The 19,014-nt window shown below is 62.5% G+C and carries 18 protein-coding genes; 2 read left to right on the forward strand and 16 right to left on the reverse strand.

From position 1 onward, the window contains the following. Positions 1 to 507, reverse strand: a 507-nt coding sequence (locus VFN25_RS07960; RefSeq protein ID WP_325140595.1) for an MFS transporter, incomplete at its 3' end; no start/stop codon positions are given. A gap of 185 nt (positions 508 to 692) precedes the next feature. Between VFN25_RS07960 and VFN25_RS07965 the strand changes: the two genes are divergently transcribed. Next, on the forward strand, positions 693 to 1,841 hold the full coding sequence (locus VFN25_RS07965) for a hypothetical protein (RefSeq protein ID WP_325140597.1): 1,149 nt from the start codon (positions 693 to 695) through the stop codon (positions 1,839 to 1,841). A gap of 248 nt (positions 1,842 to 2,089) precedes the next feature. Here the strand turns inward: VFN25_RS07965 and VFN25_RS07970 are convergent, their stop codons facing one another. From VFN25_RS07970 to VFN25_RS16815, 8 genes are all read right to left on the reverse strand, one after another. Next, positions 2,090 to 3,205, reverse strand: a complete 1,116-nt coding sequence (locus tag VFN25_RS07970) for an ABC transporter permease (RefSeq protein WP_325140599.1) — start codon at positions 3,203 to 3,205, stop codon at positions 2,090 to 2,092. Beyond that, positions 3,202 to 4,407, reverse strand: a complete 1,206-nt coding sequence (locus VFN25_RS07975) for an ABC transporter permease (RefSeq protein ID WP_325140601.1) — start codon at positions 4,405 to 4,407, stop codon at positions 3,202 to 3,204. Before VFN25_RS07975 ends, VFN25_RS07970 begins: the two co-directional genes overlap by 4 nt. Continuing rightward, a complete protein-coding gene (locus VFN25_RS07980; protein ID WP_325140602.1) occupies positions 4,389 to 5,459 on the reverse strand; it encodes an HlyD family secretion protein in 1,071 nt (356 codons plus the stop codon). The genes VFN25_RS07975 and VFN25_RS07980 overlap by 19 nt, the downstream gene beginning before the upstream one ends. Further along, positions 5,456 to 6,847 carry a TolC family protein gene (locus VFN25_RS07985; protein ID WP_325140604.1) on the reverse strand — a complete coding sequence of 464 codons (1,392 nt, stop codon included), beginning with the start codon at positions 6,845 to 6,847 and terminating at the stop codon, positions 5,456 to 5,458. The genes VFN25_RS07980 and VFN25_RS07985 overlap by 4 nt, the downstream gene beginning before the upstream one ends. Before the next feature lie 315 nt (positions 6,848 to 7,162). Next, positions 7,163 to 7,720: a DUF411 domain-containing protein gene (locus VFN25_RS07990; protein ID WP_414648902.1), complete on the reverse strand. Its 558-nt coding sequence runs from the start codon at positions 7,718 to 7,720 to the stop codon at positions 7,163 to 7,165. A 176-nt stretch (positions 7,721 to 7,896) separates the two neighbouring features. Beyond that, positions 7,897 to 9,006 (reverse strand): copper resistance protein B, encoded by a 1,110-nt coding sequence (locus VFN25_RS07995; RefSeq protein WP_325140607.1) that lies wholly within the window; start codon positions 9,004 to 9,006, stop codon positions 7,897 to 7,899. After that, positions 9,003 to 10,805 carry a copper resistance system multicopper oxidase gene (locus VFN25_RS08000; RefSeq protein ID WP_325140609.1) on the reverse strand — a complete coding sequence of 601 codons (1,803 nt, stop codon included), beginning with the start codon at positions 10,803 to 10,805 and terminating at the stop codon, positions 9,003 to 9,005. Before VFN25_RS08000 ends, VFN25_RS07995 begins: the two co-directional genes overlap by 4 nt. A 138-nt stretch (positions 10,806 to 10,943) precedes the next feature. Further along, a complete protein-coding gene (locus tag VFN25_RS16815; RefSeq protein ID WP_414648899.1) occupies positions 10,944 to 11,372 on the reverse strand; it encodes a CopL family metal-binding regulatory protein in 429 nt (142 codons plus the stop codon). A gap of 368 nt (positions 11,373 to 11,740) precedes the next feature. Between VFN25_RS16815 and VFN25_RS08005 the strand changes: the two genes are divergently transcribed. Then, positions 11,741 to 13,078 carry an MFS transporter gene (locus tag VFN25_RS08005; protein ID WP_325140611.1) on the forward strand — a complete coding sequence of 446 codons (1,338 nt, stop codon included), beginning with the start codon at positions 11,741 to 11,743 and terminating at the stop codon, positions 13,076 to 13,078. Positions 13,079 to 13,189: 111 nt separating this feature from the next. Here the strand turns inward: VFN25_RS08005 and VFN25_RS08010 are convergent, their stop codons facing one another. The 7 genes from VFN25_RS08010 to VFN25_RS08040 form a co-directional block, all read right to left on the reverse strand. Continuing rightward, positions 13,190 to 14,086, reverse strand: a complete 897-nt coding sequence (locus tag VFN25_RS08010) for a sucrase ferredoxin (protein WP_325140613.1) — start codon at positions 14,084 to 14,086, stop codon at positions 13,190 to 13,192. Next, entirely contained in the window at positions 14,079 to 15,101 is a 1,023-nt protein-coding gene (locus VFN25_RS08015; protein WP_325140652.1) for a cupin domain-containing protein, read from the reverse strand. Before VFN25_RS08015 ends, VFN25_RS08010 begins: the two co-directional genes overlap by 8 nt. 197 nt (positions 15,102 to 15,298) lie before the next feature. Continuing rightward, positions 15,299 to 15,529, reverse strand: a complete 231-nt coding sequence (locus VFN25_RS08020) for a hypothetical protein (RefSeq protein WP_325140616.1) — start codon at positions 15,527 to 15,529, stop codon at positions 15,299 to 15,301. Positions 15,530 to 15,693: 164 nt separating this feature from the next. Beyond that, positions 15,694 to 16,362 carry a MarC family NAAT transporter gene (locus VFN25_RS08025; RefSeq protein ID WP_325140618.1) on the reverse strand — a complete coding sequence of 223 codons (669 nt, stop codon included), beginning with the start codon at positions 16,360 to 16,362 and terminating at the stop codon, positions 15,694 to 15,696. A gap of 97 nt (positions 16,363 to 16,459) precedes the next feature. After that, a complete protein-coding gene (locus VFN25_RS08030) occupies positions 16,460 to 17,104 on the reverse strand; it encodes a GNAT family N-acetyltransferase (protein WP_325140620.1) in 645 nt (214 codons plus the stop codon). A gap of 235 nt (positions 17,105 to 17,339) precedes the next feature. Further along, complete coding sequence (locus VFN25_RS08035; protein ID WP_325140621.1) at positions 17,340 to 18,857, reverse strand: MFS transporter; 1,518 nt, start codon at positions 18,855 to 18,857, stop codon at positions 17,340 to 17,342. A gap of 3 nt (positions 18,858 to 18,860) precedes the next feature. After that, positions 18,861 to 18,995: a hypothetical protein gene (locus VFN25_RS08040; protein WP_325140622.1), complete on the reverse strand. Its 135-nt coding sequence runs from the start codon at positions 18,993 to 18,995 to the stop codon at positions 18,861 to 18,863. Positions 18,996 to 19,014 lie beyond the last annotated feature (19 nt).

Consider the following 19,014-nt stretch of genomic DNA (forward strand, 5'->3'; position numbering starts at 1 on the left):
GACGATGGCTCCGCCGATGGCCGGTCCGGCGCTGCGCGCCAGATTGAAACCCATGCTGTTGAGTGCAACCGCGCCCGGCAATTCTGCGCGCGGCACCATGTCGCCGACGGAGGCCTGCCACGCCGGCGCGTTGAACGCCATGCCGCAACCAATCAGGAAAGTGAAAAGCAGCAGCAGCCACGGCGTGATCAATCCGCTCCAGGCACAGGCCGCCAACGTGACCGATACGAGCAGCATGAAGGTCTGCGCGGCGAGCATCACCTTGCGCCGATCGAGATTGTCGGCCACCGCCTCGGCGACCAGCGACAGCAAGGTGATTGGCAGGTTGAACGATGCCAGCACCAACGCAACCATATCGGCCGACGAGGCGATCGCAATCATCAGCCAGACAGCGCCCACCGACTGGATGAGTCCGCCGAGATTGCCGAGCGTACTGGCGGCCCAGACATTCCGGAACACCGGGTAACGCAATGGCGACAGTGCTGATGGACGCAGCTGGGCAGGCATGGAATCGGATTCGGCTTGGGTCATTGCCGTGAAGTAAACCACGACCCGATGCCGACGAACTGCATTTTCAGATCGAAAGCGTCGTCGTTTGCGTTGCGCAGACCGCAGCGGCTTGCATTCGCTCGCACCCGACCAGATATACAGGAGCTGAGTCGCCATCTTCTCAATGTAAGGAGTTTTTCAATATGGATCTGCTTGCAAATGATTACCCGGAAATGATTCTGGATGAGAGAACAGGGCCTTGCCTGTCGCTGTATCAACCAACCCATCGTGCGCTGCCCGAACGAAATCAGGATCCGATCCGCTTCCGCAACCTGGTCAAGACTCTGGCGGAATCATTGAAGCAGAAATATCCGAAGCGGGAAGTCGAACCCCTGCTTGCACCCTTCCATGCGCTTGCCGACAACCAGGAATTCTGGAACCACAGCTTTGACGGCCTGGCGGTCCTCGGTACGCCCGATTCGATGCGTGTGTACAAGGTGCAGCGCTCGCTTCCCGAATTTGCCGTGGTTGCCGACAGTTTTCATACCAAGCCGTTGATGCGCATCATGCAATCAGCCGATCGCTATCAGATCCTTGCAATTGATCGCAACGAAGCGCGCCTGTTCGAAGGCAACCGCGATCAGGTGGATGAAATTCCGCTCGCATCGGGAGTTCCACGCAACGTCGATGCGGCCGTCTCCATCGATGCCGAGCGCGAGCGCGCGACGCGCACCCATGGTCGCGTCGAACCGGGCGTCATGGGTCGCCACGGCGGCAGTGACGTGAAGAGCGATGCGATTGATGCGGACACCGAAAGGTTCTTCCGTGCGGTGGATCGCGCAGTGACCGACCTGCATACACGACCGACCGGTTTGCCGCTGTTGCTCGCGGCACTTCCGGAACACCACCATCTTTTCCGCAAGGTCAGCAACAACCCGAACCTGCTTGCGGCGAGCATTGATGTCAATCCCAAGGATCTGACGATGGAACAACTGCGCGATCGCGCATGGTCGCTGGTGCAGCCCATGTATCTTGAGCGGCTGGCCGGACTGGTTGAAGCATTCGGCGCGGCGTCGGCAAAGCAGCAAGGCACGAGCGATCTCTCAGATGCGGCACGTGCAGCGGCGCAGGGCCGTGTCGCCACGCTGTTGCTGCAAGCTGGACACCGCATCCCGGGCAAGATTGACGCGACGACTGGCGCACTGTCGTCGGGCGAACTGTCCGATCCGGAAACCGACGACATGCTGGATGATCTCGGCGAACTGGTGTTGCGCAAGGGCGGTGAGGTCGTGATCGTGCCGGCCGAGCGCATGCCAAGCAAGTCCGGGCTGGCAGCGACTTATCGATTCTGAGTCAGTCTGCTGGCGCAGATCGGGAAACCGCTGGAATGACGGTGTTCATTGGACGAGTGGTGTGAGTTCTCATCGCCTGATGGAGCTTCCCGATTGACGACGACCGATGTTCGGATCACGCCCCAGGAACCTCCGGCATTGCCGGAGGTTCTTTTGTATCAGACAATATGTTTATTTATTGGCAAAAGGTGTGCACAACGCGCCGGAACGCATTCAGCGGTCTTCGTCCGGCCTCCATGCTGGCGTGGCTATCCATGATCTTCCGGACTTGGCCGGTAGCGCCACATCGCCAGCGCGCCGTAAAGCAGCGTGAGCAAGGCCAGGTTGACCAGTTCCGCTGACACCTCCGGCAGGCGCGCACCCATCTGGTTGAGTTTGACCATCGCGTTGATCCCCGGCGTGCTCGGTAGCAGCTGGGCGAAACGCACCAGCAGCGCAGGCGTGGCCTCGACCGGCCACGACAGGTTGGACAAGAAGAACATCGGCAACGAGGTGACGGTGATGAGCTGGAAGGCCCGCTCGCGCGTGCGAAAGAAGCTGCCAAAAAACAGCGCGAAGCCGACCACCGAGGCAATGAACAAGGCACCGGCCAGCGCCAATCCGGTCAGGTTGCCAGCGCGTGGGTAGTCCTGGAACCAGAACACGAAGCCGCTGAAATAGAGCAGGCTGAGCATGCCGATCGCGGCGAAGGCGGTGGCAATGCCGCACAGGCCTGGGCGCGAAAGCCGCAACCGCCCATGCCGCTCACGGCGGGTGGCCGCCAGCACCACCACACCGATCAACAGCGTCTGCTGCACGATCAGCGCGGCGACCCCGGGAACGATGCTGCTGCCATAACCTTGCGCCGTATTGAACAACGGTCGCTCGATCAGTTGCAGCGGAGGCGACGCGGGAATGCCGGCAAACTGCGCCTGACTGACCGCCACTTCCTGGCCAAAAGCGGTGATCGCCTCGGCCGCGCCCTGCATCGCCACGCTGGCACGACCGAGCACGGCGCCATTGCCGAACAACGCCAACTGGCCCTGTCCGCCGCGCAGGATGTCGCGCTGGAAGTCCGCCGGCACCAGCAGCACCGCTTCGGCCGCGCCGCGCTCCACGAGCCCGCGCGCCTCGGCCATCGAGCCGGCCACGCCAGTCACCTGCACCTCGCGCAGCGCATCGAGCTTGCGCAGCAAACGACGGCTCAGCGGGCTGTGGTCCTGATCCACCACCACCAGCGGCAAGTCCACGGCCACCTGGTGGCGATACGCGGCAGGGTAGAAAAACGAATACAGCACCACGGCACCGACCAGGGTCACCATGGCAACGCGATCATTGAAGATCGCGCGGAAGGTCTCGGCAAAGGCTCGCCAGAAGCGATTCATCGGTGTCCCCAGGCCGCCGGGTCACGCGATTCGCGGCGCAGCAGGACGATGCCCACGATTCCGGGAATCAGCACAAACAGCAGCAAGGCCGCCAACGGCCACGCCGAAACGGTCAGCGGGGAGCCCATGTCCAGTTGTTGCGCCTGCAGTCTCAGGTAGGCGGTAAACGGTGACAGCGCGCTCCACAGGCGCGTGAACCAGGATGCGCCTTGCAGTGGAAACGTCGCTGCCGAGAATGCCAGCGAGGTGCCGGCATACAAGCCGGCCATCGACAGCGCCGAAATCATGTTGCGCGTGACCGCCACGAACAGCAGCGCGATCGCGGCGTAAGCCAGATACAACAGCATCTGTCCCAGCATCAGCCAGACAAACGCGCCAGCGATCCCGCCACCGCGAATGAACGCCAGCCACAGCAGGCTTGCGCCGCCATACACGGTGAACAAAACGAAGTACGGTGCAATCTTGCCCAGCACCGCCGGCAGCAGGCGGTCATGACTGTCGCGCAGCCAGGGCTGGATGGTGGCGTCGCGCAATTCACGACCGAACGCCCCGACCATCGCCACGCACAAGGCCAGATGCAGGATTGCCGGGAACAACAGGCCAAGCAGAAACTGTTCGTAGCTGCGGCCGGGATTGAACAGCACACTGGCCTGCACCGCGACCGGTGCGGCGCGCACGCTCGCGGGGCCACGGCTCAGGGCAACTTCGGCCACGGCCAGCTTCGCCGTAGTTGCCTGCACGGCGCTGCCGATATCGCGCGCCGCCGCCTGTCCTGCCACCTGATAGCTGGCATTGAAATAGCTGAAGACGGTGCCGCTGCCGCCGCGCTGGATGTCCCGGCTGGTTCCGGCAGGAACAAGCACCACCGCGTAGACTTTCAACGCACGTGCCAGAGAAAGCGCCTGCGGCAACGATGCGGGTTGCTCGGCCACGGTCAGCCCGGGCGATGCCTGCAGGTGACGCACCAGCTCGCGACTGGTCGCGCTTCGATCCAGATCGACCACGGCAATCGGCAGTTCGCGTGGAACCCCGCCGCTGAACAGCCAGGCCATGACGATCAGCAACAACCACGGGATCCACGTCACCAGGGCGAGATCCCAGGGATTTTCACGCAGAAACCGGCATTCGCGCCGCAGCGACGCCCGCAGCGCCTGCATTGACGTCGCCGTGCCCGTTGCGCCGCCTAGTCTTTCGGTGGCCATGCAAACAGGACGCTCATGCCTGGCCGGAAACCCTTGATTGGCTGCAACGGTCGCACCCGGACCTCGAAGCTCTTCACGTCATAGCCGCTGGACTGGCGCGTCGATCGCCAGGTGGCGAAATCACCGGCCGGGCTGATGAAATACACCTCGAAAGGGACGGCCTTCCGCTCCAGCGCGGGAATATCGCCGGGCAGCCGCTGGCCGATCCGGATACCGCCGAACTGGTCTTCGCGCAAATTCAGTGAAACCCACATCCGGTCGATATCGACCAGAGTGAAGACCGGATAGCCCGCTGGTACCAGTTCGCCGACATCGGCCAGACGCTTGCCGAGCTCGCCCGCTATCGGAGCACGGCCGTCGATTTCGGCCTGGGCGGCATGCACCTCGGCGACCGCGCCTTCGGCCTGACGCACCTGTGCCTCTGCGGCGGCCTTGTCCTCGGTACGCGCACCGGCCAGGGCCAGGTCGTATTGCGCCCGCGCCGCAGAGGCCAGTTCGCGGGAGCTGCGCTCCTGGGCCAGGGCCTCGTCGCGCTTCTGTCGACTCATCACCCCTTCACGGTAGAGGTTCTCGACCCGGCGATAAGTTGATCGGGACAGCTCCGCACCGGCAACAGCGCGACGCCAGTTGGATTCCGCCGCGCGGATTTCCTCCGTGCGCGCACCTTGCTCGGCCTTGCCGGCTTGGGCGCGGGCCGCATCCAGCAAGGCGTTTGCCTGCTGCTGTTTTGCGGCAACTTCGGGGCTGTCGAGTTCGAACAAGACCTGTCCGGTGTCGACCCGATCGCCTTCACGTACCAGCAGTTTCGATACGCGCGCAGTGATCTTCGCCGACACCTTGACGCTGTCGGCATCGGCCATGCCCTGAATAACGTCGGCCGGGCTGCGGAATGCCAGCCACAGTCCGGAGACGATGACCGTCAGTGCGATCACGATGACCGCAGCGCCCAGCCATCGTGGCGCGCTCGTCGGTGCCGACCGCGTCGACGAATCGATCGGCGCTGCCGGCTGCGGACCGTGTGGGACTTCTGCGCGGGTCTCGTTCTCACTCATTGCTTCAGTACCTTGTCCGCCTGGCGGAAATAGTCGTGGTAACGATCGACCTGGCCGCTGATCTCGAGCAAGCGCGCCAGCGACACATCGTATTCATAAGCCGCCCGTGCGCGCTCGACCATCGTGCCCCCAAGCCGCAACTGCGCATCGATCACGTCCAGCGAGGTCACTTGTCCTTCGCGGAAGGCGAGTTCCTGCAAACGCAGGCTCTCCCGCGACAGCTCGATCGAGCTGTCCAGCAACAGGTATTGCTGGCGCGCCGATTCCAGATCGTTGTAGGCCTTGTTCACGCCGATGGTGATCTGGTTGCGCGCCTCGCGCAGTCCCGCTTCGGCCTGGAACAGTTGCTCTCGCGCCGCGGCGATCTGCCGAGGCCGATTGCTGCCCGAAAGGAAGGTGTATCTCAAGCCGATGCCAAACGCCCAGTCGGAATCGGTTATCAGCGCATCCTCGCGATGCAGGTCGTATTGGCCGAACGCAAACAATTGCGGCTTGAGCGTGGCTTGCTGCACCTTCACGCCTGCGCTGGCCTGCTCGCCCATCGCCTGCAAACGCAGGATCTGCGGGTGTAGCGAGAGCGCGTCCTGGAGAAACGTTTCCATTCGCCCCGGCGAGGTGCTGATCACGAACAGCGGGGTTGTCGTGGCAATCGGCCGGTCGCTGCGCAACAAGTTGGCCAGCGTCGTGCTGATCGTGTCGAGATCGCTGCGCGCGTGCTGGTATTCGCGCTCGGCCGAATCGCGGGCGACCTCCGCCTGCAGGCGCTGCGCCTTTGTTGCGAAACCTTCACGTTCCAGTTTTTCTGCGTGATCAACATGACTCTGCAAACCATCGCGCACGTCGCGGCGCGCTTGCAGTGCCTGCTCGGCCAGCTGCTGGCCGAAATACACCTGCACCAGTTGCAGCACTTGTGATTGCGACTCCTGGTCGCGTTCCGCCGATGCCTGGCGCACCGCAGCGGCCGCTGCCGCCTGCGCCGCCGGGATCTTGCCGCCGCTGTAGATCGGCAACACGGTGGTCAGCAAGGGCCGCAGTCGCCAATCGCGTTCACGAAACTGCAGCGGACTGGGAATGCCGAACTCGGCCGCGACCGGCGCCAACGACCCCAGCGGCAGCGACAGCGATTTCTGGAATTGCATCTGTCGCACGTCCAGCGAAACCTCCGGCATTCGCAACGACTGGCTGGCCTCGGCAAGATCGGTCTTGCCGCGCACATTGGCGTCGGCTGCGGCCAGTGCATCCGATACCTGCTCCAGCGTTGCGCGTGCGTCCTCGAAGCTCAGTATTCGTGGCGCAATTTCTTGCGCCCACGCAGCGCCGCATAGGGCGGTGCCGAGCAGGCAGGCCAGCGTGGCAGGTACCTGGTATCGATGGCGACTTTCGAACATCCAAACATCCCTGAGCGTCATGGCGCGTTTTTCGAATCAACCCTGGTCTGGATACACCCAGACCCCCGTGCGCAATCAAGGATACCGGTCATGTGCCGGCTCTGCGCACCTGGAACTCGTCGTGCGCTAACCCCTCATGCTCGGTGTGATGGAAGGTCCGGGCCGGTTCGGCCGGCATGCCACATCGGATCCACACCGCTGGCTCCTTCAGCGGCGTGAATGTGATTTGCGCGATTGGCGGAACTCTTGGGGTTATGACTTGTGTTCATGCATGGCCCTGAGACGAACGGCAATGGCCAGGCGTTGAGTCGGGTGTCAATCCCCGTGGCGAGCGAACGTGGAGGTGCTGCCATCATCGGCGACGAACTCGACGACATAGGGCTGGACGCGGCCATCGGGCATTTCCATTCCCGGCGAGCCGGCCGGCATCCCTGGCACGACCAATCCCTTGCCCTTGGGCCGCTCCGTCAGCAGACGCTTGATGTCGATCGCGGGTACGTGGCCTTCGACGAAATAGCCGTCTACTTCTGCGGTGTGACAAGAGCCCTTGCCGTAGGGTACGCTCACGCGCTGCTTGATCGGGCCCATGTCGTCGGTATTCACGACCTCAACAGTGAAGCCCGCCTCCTGCATGTGCTCGACCCACAACTGGCAACAGCCACAACTGGGGCTCTTGCTGACGATCATCAACGGCAAGGCAGACTGGGCAGATGCCAGGCTCTGCCCGCTGGCGCGCGCTGCAGGCTGGGCAACCAGTGCAGGTGTCGGTGGCGACACTGTCGCAATAGCGCTGTCGGGGGCTTCCGCACATGCCGTCAGTGCCAGGACAGCGACCAGCGCGATGATGAGAAGTGCATTTGTGTTGTGCAGCATGAATCGTGTTCCTTGCTTTCGTGGTGTGGGGTGGCTGCTCGGGCAATGATCGGGGCCTTTTTCGAAGGCCTCGTGCTTCAATGGCTGTGCCGCTCCTTCAGCAACTATCGCGGCGCCACCGGTAATCGATCCAGCCAGCACCGTCTTGCGTGCTATTGATTTCATGATCATTTCTCCTAAAACCAGATCCGCACACCCGCGACCAGGCGGGTATCGCAGGTGTCTTGACCCTCGTCCCGACGCAAGCTTGCAGTGTCACCGAATACGCGTTCGTGGACCACGCCAACGTACGGTGCGAACTTGCGGTCGATCTCGTAGCGCAGGCGCACACCGGCTTCCAGTGAACTCAAGCCGGAGCCGATGCCGCGGGATGGATCGTCCTTGCCGAACACGTTTATTTCGACCAGCGGCTGCAGGATCAATCGATTGGTCAACAGCAGTTCGTATTCGGCCTCGACGCTGGCCGCTGTCTGGCCGGACTCGCCGACATAGACGGTGGCGGAAACTTCAAACTTGTACGGGGCCAGGCCCTGCACGCCGAAAGCCGCCCAGGTTTGCGACTCGCCCGGTTTGAAATCGTGCTTGATGCCGACGAGGACATCCCACCAGGTCGACACGCTATGGCCGTAGAAGGCTTCCAGGTCAGCCGCTTCCGTCTCGCCGCCGAGCCGTTCGCCTTCGCTGCGCAGCCATAGCCGATTGAGGTCGCTGCCGACCCAGGCCTGACCTTCCCAGGCCTGGCCCGAGCCGGGATCGGCATTCCAGACTTCCAGGCGATTGAACGCCACATAGCTGTTGATCTTCTGCGCATGCTGCATGTGCAGATGCAGCTCCGGGAATGCGGCGGCACGATCAGCATCGGTCACTACCGGAATCGACGTGATCGGTTCACTCGGCGACGCGGGCTTGCCGTGTCCCATTGCCGAATGGTCCATCGTCGAGTGATCCATGGCTCCGTGATCCATGGCTCCGTGATCCATGGCGTCGTGGTCCATGGCTGCGTGATCAACCGGACTGGCGGATCGCGCGCTTGCTTCTGCAGGGCGCAAGGAATCCTGTCTGTGCGGAGCCGTGTTTTCGTGGCCGGCATGACCGGCATGGTCGTGAGCGGCCTCGGCGTCCATTTTTTTCGGTGTCTTCACCTGTGGGGCAGGGTGATCGTGCGCGACCGTTTCCGGTGGTGCGGCGGCGTGACCCTGGTGGTCCTGGGCAACGGCGCTGCCATGCAGTGCCAAACTCAATGCCAGTGCCATCACCGTGGTGGCGGGATAGATGGAGTGGTTCATTCCTCGACCCTCACTTCGCGCATCATTCCGGCTTCCATGTGGTAGAGCAGGTGGCAGTGGAAGGCCCAGCGACCCAGCGCGTCGGCACGCACGCGATAGCTGCGTTTGGTGCCCGGCGGGATATCGACGGTGTGCTTGCGCAGATGGAAGTTGCCGTTTTCGTCCTCCAGATCGCTCCACATGCCGTGCAAATGAATCGGGTGACCCATCATGGTGTCGTTGACCAGCACGATGCGCATGCGTTCGCCATAGTTGAGTCGCAGCGGCTCGACATCGGCGAATTTCAGGCCATCAAACGACCAGGCAAATTTTTCCATATGCCCGGTCAGGTGCAGCTCGACCTCGCGGCTCGGTTCGCGCCCATCCGGGTCGTCGAACAGGCTCTTCATCGCGGCGTAGGTCAGTACCTTGCGTCCGTTGTCGCGCAGTCCCATGCCGGGATCGTCCAGCTTCGGGGCCAGCGACATCGCCTGCATGTCGACCAGGGGATTGCCGGTCTCGCTGGCAGGGTGTTGCAGCATGCCGCCGGCCGAGTGATCCATGGCCTGCATGTCGTGGCCGGCATGATCCATCGCAGCATGTCCGTTGTTTGCCGGAGTTGCGCTTGCGTGACCCATGCCGGAGTGATCCATCGATCCGTGATCCATTCCGCCGTGACCCATGTCATCCATGGTCAGCAGCGGGCGCGGATCCAGCCTGGGCACGGGTGGCTGCAATCCCTCGCGCACGGCGAGCGTGCCGCGCGCGTAGCCGGTGCGGCCCATGTCCTGGGCGAAAATTGCAAACGCGTCTGCTCCGCTCGGCTCGACCAGCACGTCGAAGGTTTCGGCGACGGCGATGCGGAATTCGTCGACGCTGACCGGGTGGATGTACTGTCCGTCGGCGGCGACCACGGTCATTTTCAGGCCCGGGATGCGCACGTCGAAATAAGTCATCGCCGAGCCATTGATGAAGCGCAGCAGCACTTTCTCGCCGGGACGGAACAGGCCGGTCCAGTTGCCGGAAGGCGCCGTGCCGTTCATCAGAAACGTGTAGGTGTGGCCATTGATGTCGGAAATGTCGGACGGCGTCATGCGCATCTGTCCCCACATCTTGCGGTCCTGCAGCGTTGCCGACAGACCGTCTTCGCGGACATCGCGAATAAAGTCGCCGACCGTGCGCTGGTAGTAATTGTCGTAGCTGGCGTCTTTTTTCATGCGCCGGAACAGGGCGGCAGGATCCATATCGGTCCAGTCCGACAACAGCACCACATGCTCGCGGTCGTAGTGGTAGGGCGCAGTGGCGCGCGGCTCCACGATGATCGCGCCGTACAGGCCCGCCTGCTCCTGGAACATCGAGTGACTGTGGTACCAGTAGGTGCCAGATTGCTGCAATTGGAATTTGTAGGTGTAGGTCTCACCCGGCGCAATGCCGTCGAAACTCAGGCCGGGGACACCGTCCATGTTGGCGGGCAGCAGAATGCCGTGCCAGTGGATGGATGAATACGCATCACGCATGCGGTTGGCCACGCGCAAGGTCACCGTATCGCCTTCGCGCCAGCGCAACAGCGGCGCCGGCAGCGAACCGTTCACGGTAATGGCCGGGCGCGTGCGACCGGTGAAGTTCATCGTCGAGTGACCGATGGACAGGTCAAAGTCGGTGCCGGTCAGGCTGTTCATGGCGCGGGTGCGGCCACTGCTCGCCAGCGCCGACGGGCGCCAAAGGCCGAGGCCGGCAACAAGTCCGCCAGCGGCCAGGCCGGTAACGAAGCGCCGTCGGGAAAGGGCGTCCGGGCGCGAGCCAGGAAGATCGATTGACATGATAAAGCTCCAGAATTCGTGAAAGTCCGGCGTCCGCAGTCACTGGCGAAACGCATCGTTGGCAAGACTGCGCGGCCCACAACCGGGGCGGCGACATCAGTCAGGCAAAAAGGCGGCACCGGAATACGGTGCCCGGACTCACGCGATGGGAGGTCGGTAGCGGGAGCGAAGTGCAGGATCCGGATGTCCGGCACTCGGCGAAACGGCATTCAGTGCTTGCGGGGCTGGTTGAAAGCCCAGGGCGAGGCCTGGCAGTGTCGCCGGTGCGGACATGCCTGCGGCGCAGGCGATGGCGCACATGAATTGGTTGCAGGGCTCGGAGTCGCTGCAGCAATCCGCCAGAGCCGGATCATGAATCGTGGCCGCGGAAACGTCGCCAGCGGCGCTTGTTGTGGATGAGTCCTCGATGCAATCCGCATGGGCAACCGATCGGGCCGATGTTTCGGCCATCGAAGTACCTGGCGCATGCTGCATATGCATTTGGCTGCCAGCCACGGCAAACCCGGACCCATTGAGGATGAGGGTCAGGCAAAGCAACAATCGCAGCAGCAGGCCTTGGGTCGACATATCCGGGCAGTTTACCACGGGCCGGTCTGGTGGCCGATGGAAGCGGGTGAGCGGGAGGGTATTTGCTGGATAGCGTGCGGGGCTTCGGCTTCGTTTGCAGTGCTTGTGCAGGCAAGAACTAACCTGGCTGGGTCCCGGCGACAAACAACCTCAAGCTGCTGTTGCAGCGCTTCGGAGACCTCGATTTGGTCGGAGGCCCGGCCGCGGATCGGCGACGGGATGCTTTCGCGGCGCTGACTACGATGGCTGTCAGCCGCATGGTGCGCCATGGGTGGACCGGCAAGGTCGTTGATAGCGGCATCCATGGCCGGAGGATCGGGCCTCCCGTAGTATCGGGTGTGTTGAAAAACCACGGCAGCAAGAGCTCGATGAAAAGCGCCTCTCGCACTGAACGACTGTACGCGTTGGTCGCCAACGAAGAGGACGCGCGCGTCTGTTCCGATATCAGCGAGCAGGCATGCCGCGAAGTGCCCGGCAACTTCTTCCGCACCATCCTTGCCAATATGCTGACCAAGATCGGCGACTTGCTGATCAGTCCGAAGACGGTATTGGCGTGGCTCATCGTGGCCGTCGGCGCGCCCGAGGCGCTGGTCGGGGTGTTGGTGCCGATTCGTGAGTCCGGTTCGCTGATTCCGCAACTGGTCATCGGTGCCTGGGTTCGTCAGCATCCGGTGCGCAAGGGATTCTGGGTATTGGGCGCAGTCCTGCAGGGGCTGGCCGTGCTTGGCATGGCTCTGGCCGTGTGGTTGCTTGATGGTCTTGCCGCCGCGCTGGTGGTGATTGCCCTGCTGGCCGTGTTCAGTGTCAGCCGCGGCTTTTGTTCGGTGGCGATGAAGGATGTGCAGGGCAAGACCGTGCCGAAATCACGACGTGGCCGTCTGGCCGGGCTGGCGTCGACCTTGTCCGGGCTGGTTGCGTTGCTCGTTGGCCTGCTTCTGTTTGGGGGCAGCGCCGACCCGGAGATGCGCTTCTATTCGATGCTGTTGCTGGCGGCCGGGTTGTGCTGGTTTGTTGCCGCCGTGGTATTTGCCGGAATTGACGAGTTCCACGGAGAGACAGCCGGTGGCGGCAATGCCCTTCGAGAAGCCATCGGCAGCCTCAATCTTCTGGTGCGCGACGCACCCTTTCGCAATTTCGTCATCGCCCGGGCCTTTCTGATGGCCTCTGCGCTGGGGTCACCATTCGTCGTGGTGCTGGCCCAGCATCACAGTCATGGCGCCGCGCTGTTGGGCGGCTTCGTGGTCGCGTCCGGACTGGCCAGCACCATCAGTGCCAGTGTCTGGGGCTTCATGGCGGATGTCTCCAGCCGCCAGGTGATGATTCTGGGCGGCGGATTGGCGGCACTGGTCTGCCTGGTGGTTGCCGGGCTGACCTTGATGGACCCGTCCTGGCGCGGTGGATCGTGGTTCTATCCGGGTGCCTTCTTCGTGCTCGCCATCGCCCATTCGGGAGTTCGCATTGGCCGCAAGACCTATCTGGTGGACATGGCCGGTGGCAACAAGCGCACCGACTACACTGCCGTGAGCAACACCGTCATCGGCGTACTGCTATTGGTGACGGGCGGTCTCAGTGCGGCCGTGGCCATGCTCGGAACCTCCTGGGCGTTGTTACTGCTCGGGACGATGGGACTGGTCGGCAGCGCGTGGTCCTCACGGCTACCGGAGATTTCCGAGTTGTCGGGGAACGAAAGGCGCAGTCAGGAGTAGGGTGGTCAGGCTCTTTTGCGGGAAGTCGAGGAAGCGCTGAAGACGTTTGTTCGCGCATAGGCGGCAACGGACCAGGGCGGCATCTTGCCTGCACGATTCATCAACCAGCTGTTAGCCATCAATGGTCACGGAACGAACCTGATACCTCGGCGGTGAGCCTGTATTGGTGGCTCGGCAAGTGAGCTTGCGTGCCGGGTCCTTGCCAACGATGAGGCGCACCTCGACGGTCTTGCCCGAGCGGGTGATGAAGGTGGTCAGCGATTCGTCACCCTCTGGCTCCAGATGTTCAACCAGAGACAAATCTTCCAGTTGCAGCCATTGGTATTCTTTTCTGGCCCACCACTCTGCTGCTTGCACGCGAAACGCGAAAGCGCTCTGACCCCGGTAGTGATCGAGAGAGAGTTGCCCCCGATCAAGCTGCTGCATCAGAGTCACGGCTTCGGAGGGCTGCACCCGCCCGTAATAGATTCCGAGCGGGAGTACGAGCACATTCCCGGCGAATCTGTCGCCGCCAATGTGTGAAGTTTCCCAAGTACGTTCTGGCCATTCGCGATCGAGCGCGATCGCCACCGGCATACCGTATTTCGCACAGCAAGGGTCGTGCTTTCCGTGGGTGCAGACAAAAAACTGGTTCTCGCTGACCATTTTGCCGCCCACCGAAGCGCCGCGCTTCAGCGGGCTCAGATCGAGGTCGAAAAGTTCATCAATCGAGTCCAGATGAAACTCCTCCAGCCACTTTTGCGTTTGGGACGTGTAGGAGCACATCACGCGCACCCCGGTTTGAGGCCGTTTCCCGTGTCGGCGAATGAGCAGGAGTCGCGCGCCTGTTGACTGGCCGAGCTCGCGGATCTTCAACTGGACATCGGGATCGAAACGGTTTTTTTGCAGGGCGTTGGCACCCCAGGGTCCGTCGCGTTCAATCAGGATCCAGCGCTGAACTACGGATGCGGTTGCCAGCAACGGTTCGTCCAGAGCGAGACTTTTCTCGCGACACAGAGGCTCACGCATCGGTTCGCACCAACAGACCTTCTTGATGGAGTCTCTTCACAAGGACGAGGGCGCCCGCAGAATCAAGGCAAGCGCCGAATCCCTCGGCAGAAATGCGATGCTGTGACAGGAGATGTTCGAGCGCAGGTTTGATGCGGGCGGGGAATTCCAATGCTGTCAAACCGACCAGCAAAAGTGCGTGGTCTGAATCGCCATGGAGCACCCAGCGGTCTGGATGGTTTCGCTCGAACACCGTCGTGGCCTGAACAGGCTCAAGCGCGGCAAACTGTGTGATCGCTCCACGCGGACTGCGTTTCCGTTCGCGCTGAAGCGCCATTTCCGATGCCGCGAGTTCCTGCTCGTCCAGACCCTGAAGCCAGCTTGACGTCCGATCCAGTACCTCACGCAATTTCAGTGCCAGCCCATCCGATCTTGCCGCAGCGTTTGAAGCATAGTTGAGCGGTAACGATGCTCTCAATTGGGGGATTTCGTGCACGCTTTTCAGGGCGCGTCCGAGCACATCGAGCCAGGTGGGGCTGCGAATACCGAGAGTCAGGTGAAGTGACGCCCCGGCGGTGCTTTCCGCATCGTGCGGGAGGCCGCGCGGCAGGTACAGGCAATCACCGGGCGAGAGAGTCAGTACGCTATCCGGAGTCTCAAGCTCGGGATGTCGCTGGCTCGCCGGGTAGCCGTCAACTGCATCGACGACGGCTTGCGGGTACAGGCGCCAACTCTTGCTGCCGAACAACTGCAACACCAAAACGTCGTGGGTGTCGTGATGAACGCCGAGGCCGCGCGCGCCTTCCGGCGTGAGATAGGCATTGGCCTGCAACGGGTGGCCGAAGAAGTCTTCGAGCTCGTGGCAAAAATTCTGCACCGAAGGGACGAAGCGATGAAGCGCCTGCAATACCAGGGTGGCGCCACTCGCAAATTCGCGGGCGGCGGCGCGTGCATCGATCGCGCCGCTTTCACGAAGTCCGCCGGTTGTTTGGGAACAGGTGTAGGCCGTCCTTGGAACGCTTTCGCCCGAGCGCACGATGCGCAAATTCGGTGCACGCAGTCCACCCGTGGCAATCAGCGAGTCGACCAGTGAAAGCGAAAGAATGTCCGAATAGGCGTTTGCGTCCGCATTCGGATAATGCCGGAAATCACGCGACCAGACTTCTTGCGCGAACCTTTCGGGCAGTCCCACGCACCGCTGGATCGCGGATTTCACGATGTTGAACCCTTCAGTTAGCGTTGGGCGTCGGCCGCATCGGCATCCTTGTCTGCACCATCCGCGTCGGCATCGGCCGCATCAGCATCCTTGTCCGCGCCATCCGCGTCGGCGTCGGCTGCATCGGCATCCTTGTCTGCGCCGTCCGCATCCGAGTCGGCCGTATCCGGATCCGCGTTCAACACACTATTTGCTGCGCCGGCGTGAACGGTCACGATTTCTTCGTCGGTCAAAGTCTGCTGCGTCATGGGCTCTCCTGCGTGGCGTCACGCATTCAGTGTGGGCCAGGCAGGATAGCCGAATCCGTCTGGACTACCAACGCGGACTCGCCGGAAGGCATCGGGAAACAGGAGCAATCTGTTTCGCAGTATGGAAGCGCTGGCCAGAAGGAGGTTCGTCGTAGCGCAGGCTCTCAGCCGCGGATCGTGTCCAGGACCGGGCCCCAGAAAGCCGGGCTCGACAGGATGTTCTGGGTGCCATCCACGATGAACTGGATTCCCACGCAGACGAGGAGGAAGCCCATGATCCGGCCCATGACGTTCGTGCCGGTTGTGCCGAGGAAGCGGACCACCTTGGCGGAGGCGCGCAGCACCAGCCACGAAACCACGGCCACCAGCCCGATGCCGACGACAATGGCCAGACTTTCGCCCACGCCGTCAGCCTCGGTTGCCATGCCGATGGTGACGGCGATGGAGCCCGGTCCGCTGAGCAGGGGCATGGCAAGTGGCGTGAAGGCTACGTCGTCCATACGCACGGCCTCATCCCTGGACTCTTCGGACATTTCGTTTTCCGACCTGGAGTTGAGCATGCCAAAGCCGATGCGCGTGACGATCAGTCCGCCGGCGATGCGCAAACCCGGAATCGAGATGCCGAAGAAATTCATGATCAATGTGCCCAGGAGCAGGAACGTGATCAGGACGATGGCCATATATATGCAGGCCAGGCGAGCTTGCTGCCGCCGTCGCTCTTCGCTGAAGCCTTCGGTGATGGTGAGGAAGACCACCGCGGTGCTGAACGGGTTGGCGATCGGCAGGATGCCGATGAAGGTGACGACCGCGATGGTGATAAAGTTGCTGATCATGCCTGCGGCCTGCAACAGTAATGAGCGGAACGCTCGGGCGCGGAATCAGGAGCCGAAGCCTTTGTCGTTGCGCTGATGATCATCTGCGATCCTGAAATCAGTTTGTGCATTGTGCCGGCTCTTGCCGTTTGTACGCCGTATTGCGCGGGCGCAGCATGAACCAGTTCGGTACACCGAGCACCTGCCGCTCGGCGATCACCTCAAAGCCGCCGCGGCGATACAAGCGGACATTCGCGTCCTTGTCGGTTTCAAGGTAGCCAATCGCCTGGCGCTGATCCAGCGCATCACACATTACCGCCATCAGTGCGGTTCCGATCCCTTGGCCCTGGAGCCTTCGTTCGACGGCGGCTGGGCCAAGATGCCAGTGATCAAGATCCGGATCTTCGCGGGCCCAGAGCCACAGCCAGCGCTGGATCCCTGGCAGGTGGCGAAGCATGCCGCCGCGCACCAGGATCGCCAGCATCGCAAGCTTCTCGCGCAACGTCGGCTGGCATTGGCCCGGCGGCACCATGGCCGCGACTCCCACCAGGGCGTCCTCGTCGAATGCGCCCAGCACAAGACCCGTGCGCATCTGCCGCTGCAACAGACGCGTGAAGGCGACCGCCAGCAATGGCTCGATATGCGCCACGTGGCCGGAAAACACACGCTGATGCAGCGGGTTGTCGCGCATGCTGCCGGCCAACAGCCGTGCCGCGGGTTCTATCAACGCGGGAGCAAGCGAGCGGACGACGATGGGCTGCAATGCAGGTTCCTCATGGTTATGCGCCGATCTGCGCCCGGCGCCGGTAGTGATCGACGTTACGCATCAGCCACAGATTCGACGTGGGGATGAATCACAATCCGGGCGTGTCTGCCAGCATCGCATAGTCCCTGGGCTGCAGCCTGCGTGAAAGGAATCCGCAGCGCTCGGAATCATGGAACGGGCAACCGGATGAACCTTTCGAATGAGTCCTGGAGTGGATGGCCGTCGTCAGGCCTCAGAAATGGCTCTCGCTGATATCGAGCTGCGCACGTTGCCCGCGTTGGAGTTCGATCCTTCTTGCGGTGTGCTTTTCGCGATCACGCTGATCCTTGAAGGCCACGCCGAGCGCCACGAGAACGACCAGCGCGATCAGAACGAAACCGATGACCACGGCAATCGACCACGACCATCGTGCAAGCGAGGCGAAGACCGCCGCGGTGATCATGGCAATGCCCACGGATGTGCCGATGCGCTGGCCGGTCTGCATGATCGCGCCCGAGCTTCCGGCGTATTCGAGTGGTACCTCGGCCAGCGTCAGGGTCTGGTTCGGGCTGATGACGAAGCCCTGGGCGACACCGATGAACGACAGTGACAGCAGCAACCACCACACGCTCAGGCCGAACTGCTCGTGGAGGAGGACGACGGCGATGCTGGCGGCGAGACCGACGAGGGCCAGAAGCAGTCCGCCGATCACGATCCTGCGGCCATACTGGCTGACCCGACGGCCCGACCAATGCGCGGCATAGGCCGCCAGAAGCGCGGCCGGAATCCCGAACAGGCCGGATTCAAACGCGGTCTTTCCCTGACCATCTTGCACGTAGAGCGCGACCAGCACCCAGACACTGGTCATGCCCATGAAATAGAGCGACATGATGAGGCTGCCGTTGGTGAAGCTGCGGGTACGAAAGATGTCGAGGTCGACCATCGGGGTGTGACCGAAGCGCGAGCAACGCCGCTCCCACAACAACCACACCCAGACCAGTACCAGGCCGACCGGCAGCAGCGCCCACCAAAGCGCCGAGCCACGGGATTCCATGAACGGATAGAGAATGGCCAGCAGGGCGAGGCCCAGCAACAGCGAACCGACCGGATCCAGCGACCATAGCCAGCCTGCGGTCCGTCCCGTTGCGTTCGGCGCGCTTTGCGGCGGACGGCGGAAAAGCGGCTTCGGGAACCAGCGGACGCCGAGAATGATGGCGACGATGCCGATCGGGACATTGACCAGGAATGTCAGACGCCAGCCAAGGTCGCTGCCGCCCAACTCGATCAGCAAACCGCCCAGCACCGGACCGATGGCGACGGAAAATCCGACCACGGTTCCGAAATAGCCGAACGCGCGGCCGCGCTTCTCGCCACGGAAATATTGCTGGATCATCCCGATCGCTTGCGGACTGAGCAGGCCCGAGCCGATTCCCTGGACGAACCTCGCTGCATTCAGCCACATCGCGTCAGCGGCGAATCCGGCGGCAATGGATGAGGCGGTGAAGATGCCCACGCCAACGAGAAAGATGCCACCCCGGCCCATGATGTCGCCGGCGCGCCCCGCGGCGACCAGAATGATGCCGAAGGTCAGCGCATAGCCCGACAGGACCCATTGCAGATCCGACTGATCCGCCCCCAGGCCCAATTGGATCGAGGGCAGGGCGACGTTGACGATGCTCACGACAATCAGCGACATGAAGATGACGCCAAGCAGCACCACGAGGATGCGCCAGCGATCCGCACCATCAATTTCCGTGCTATTCGGTTGCACTGCCTAGCGCACGCGCTTGCAGGGTTCGACGCCGGCCGCTTCGCCTATGGCAAAACGCGGCACGGAAGCCGCAGTCTTCTGCCCATCGGCCGGAGCGGGCAGTTCGGGCCAGCGGTTCGGACTCGCGATGTCGGACATGCCGGTGCTCCTTGATTTG

Source organism: Dokdonella sp. (assembly GCF_035703485.1).
In the GTDB taxonomy this organism is placed as follows: Bacteria; Pseudomonadota; Gammaproteobacteria; order Xanthomonadales; family Rhodanobacteraceae; genus Dokdonella.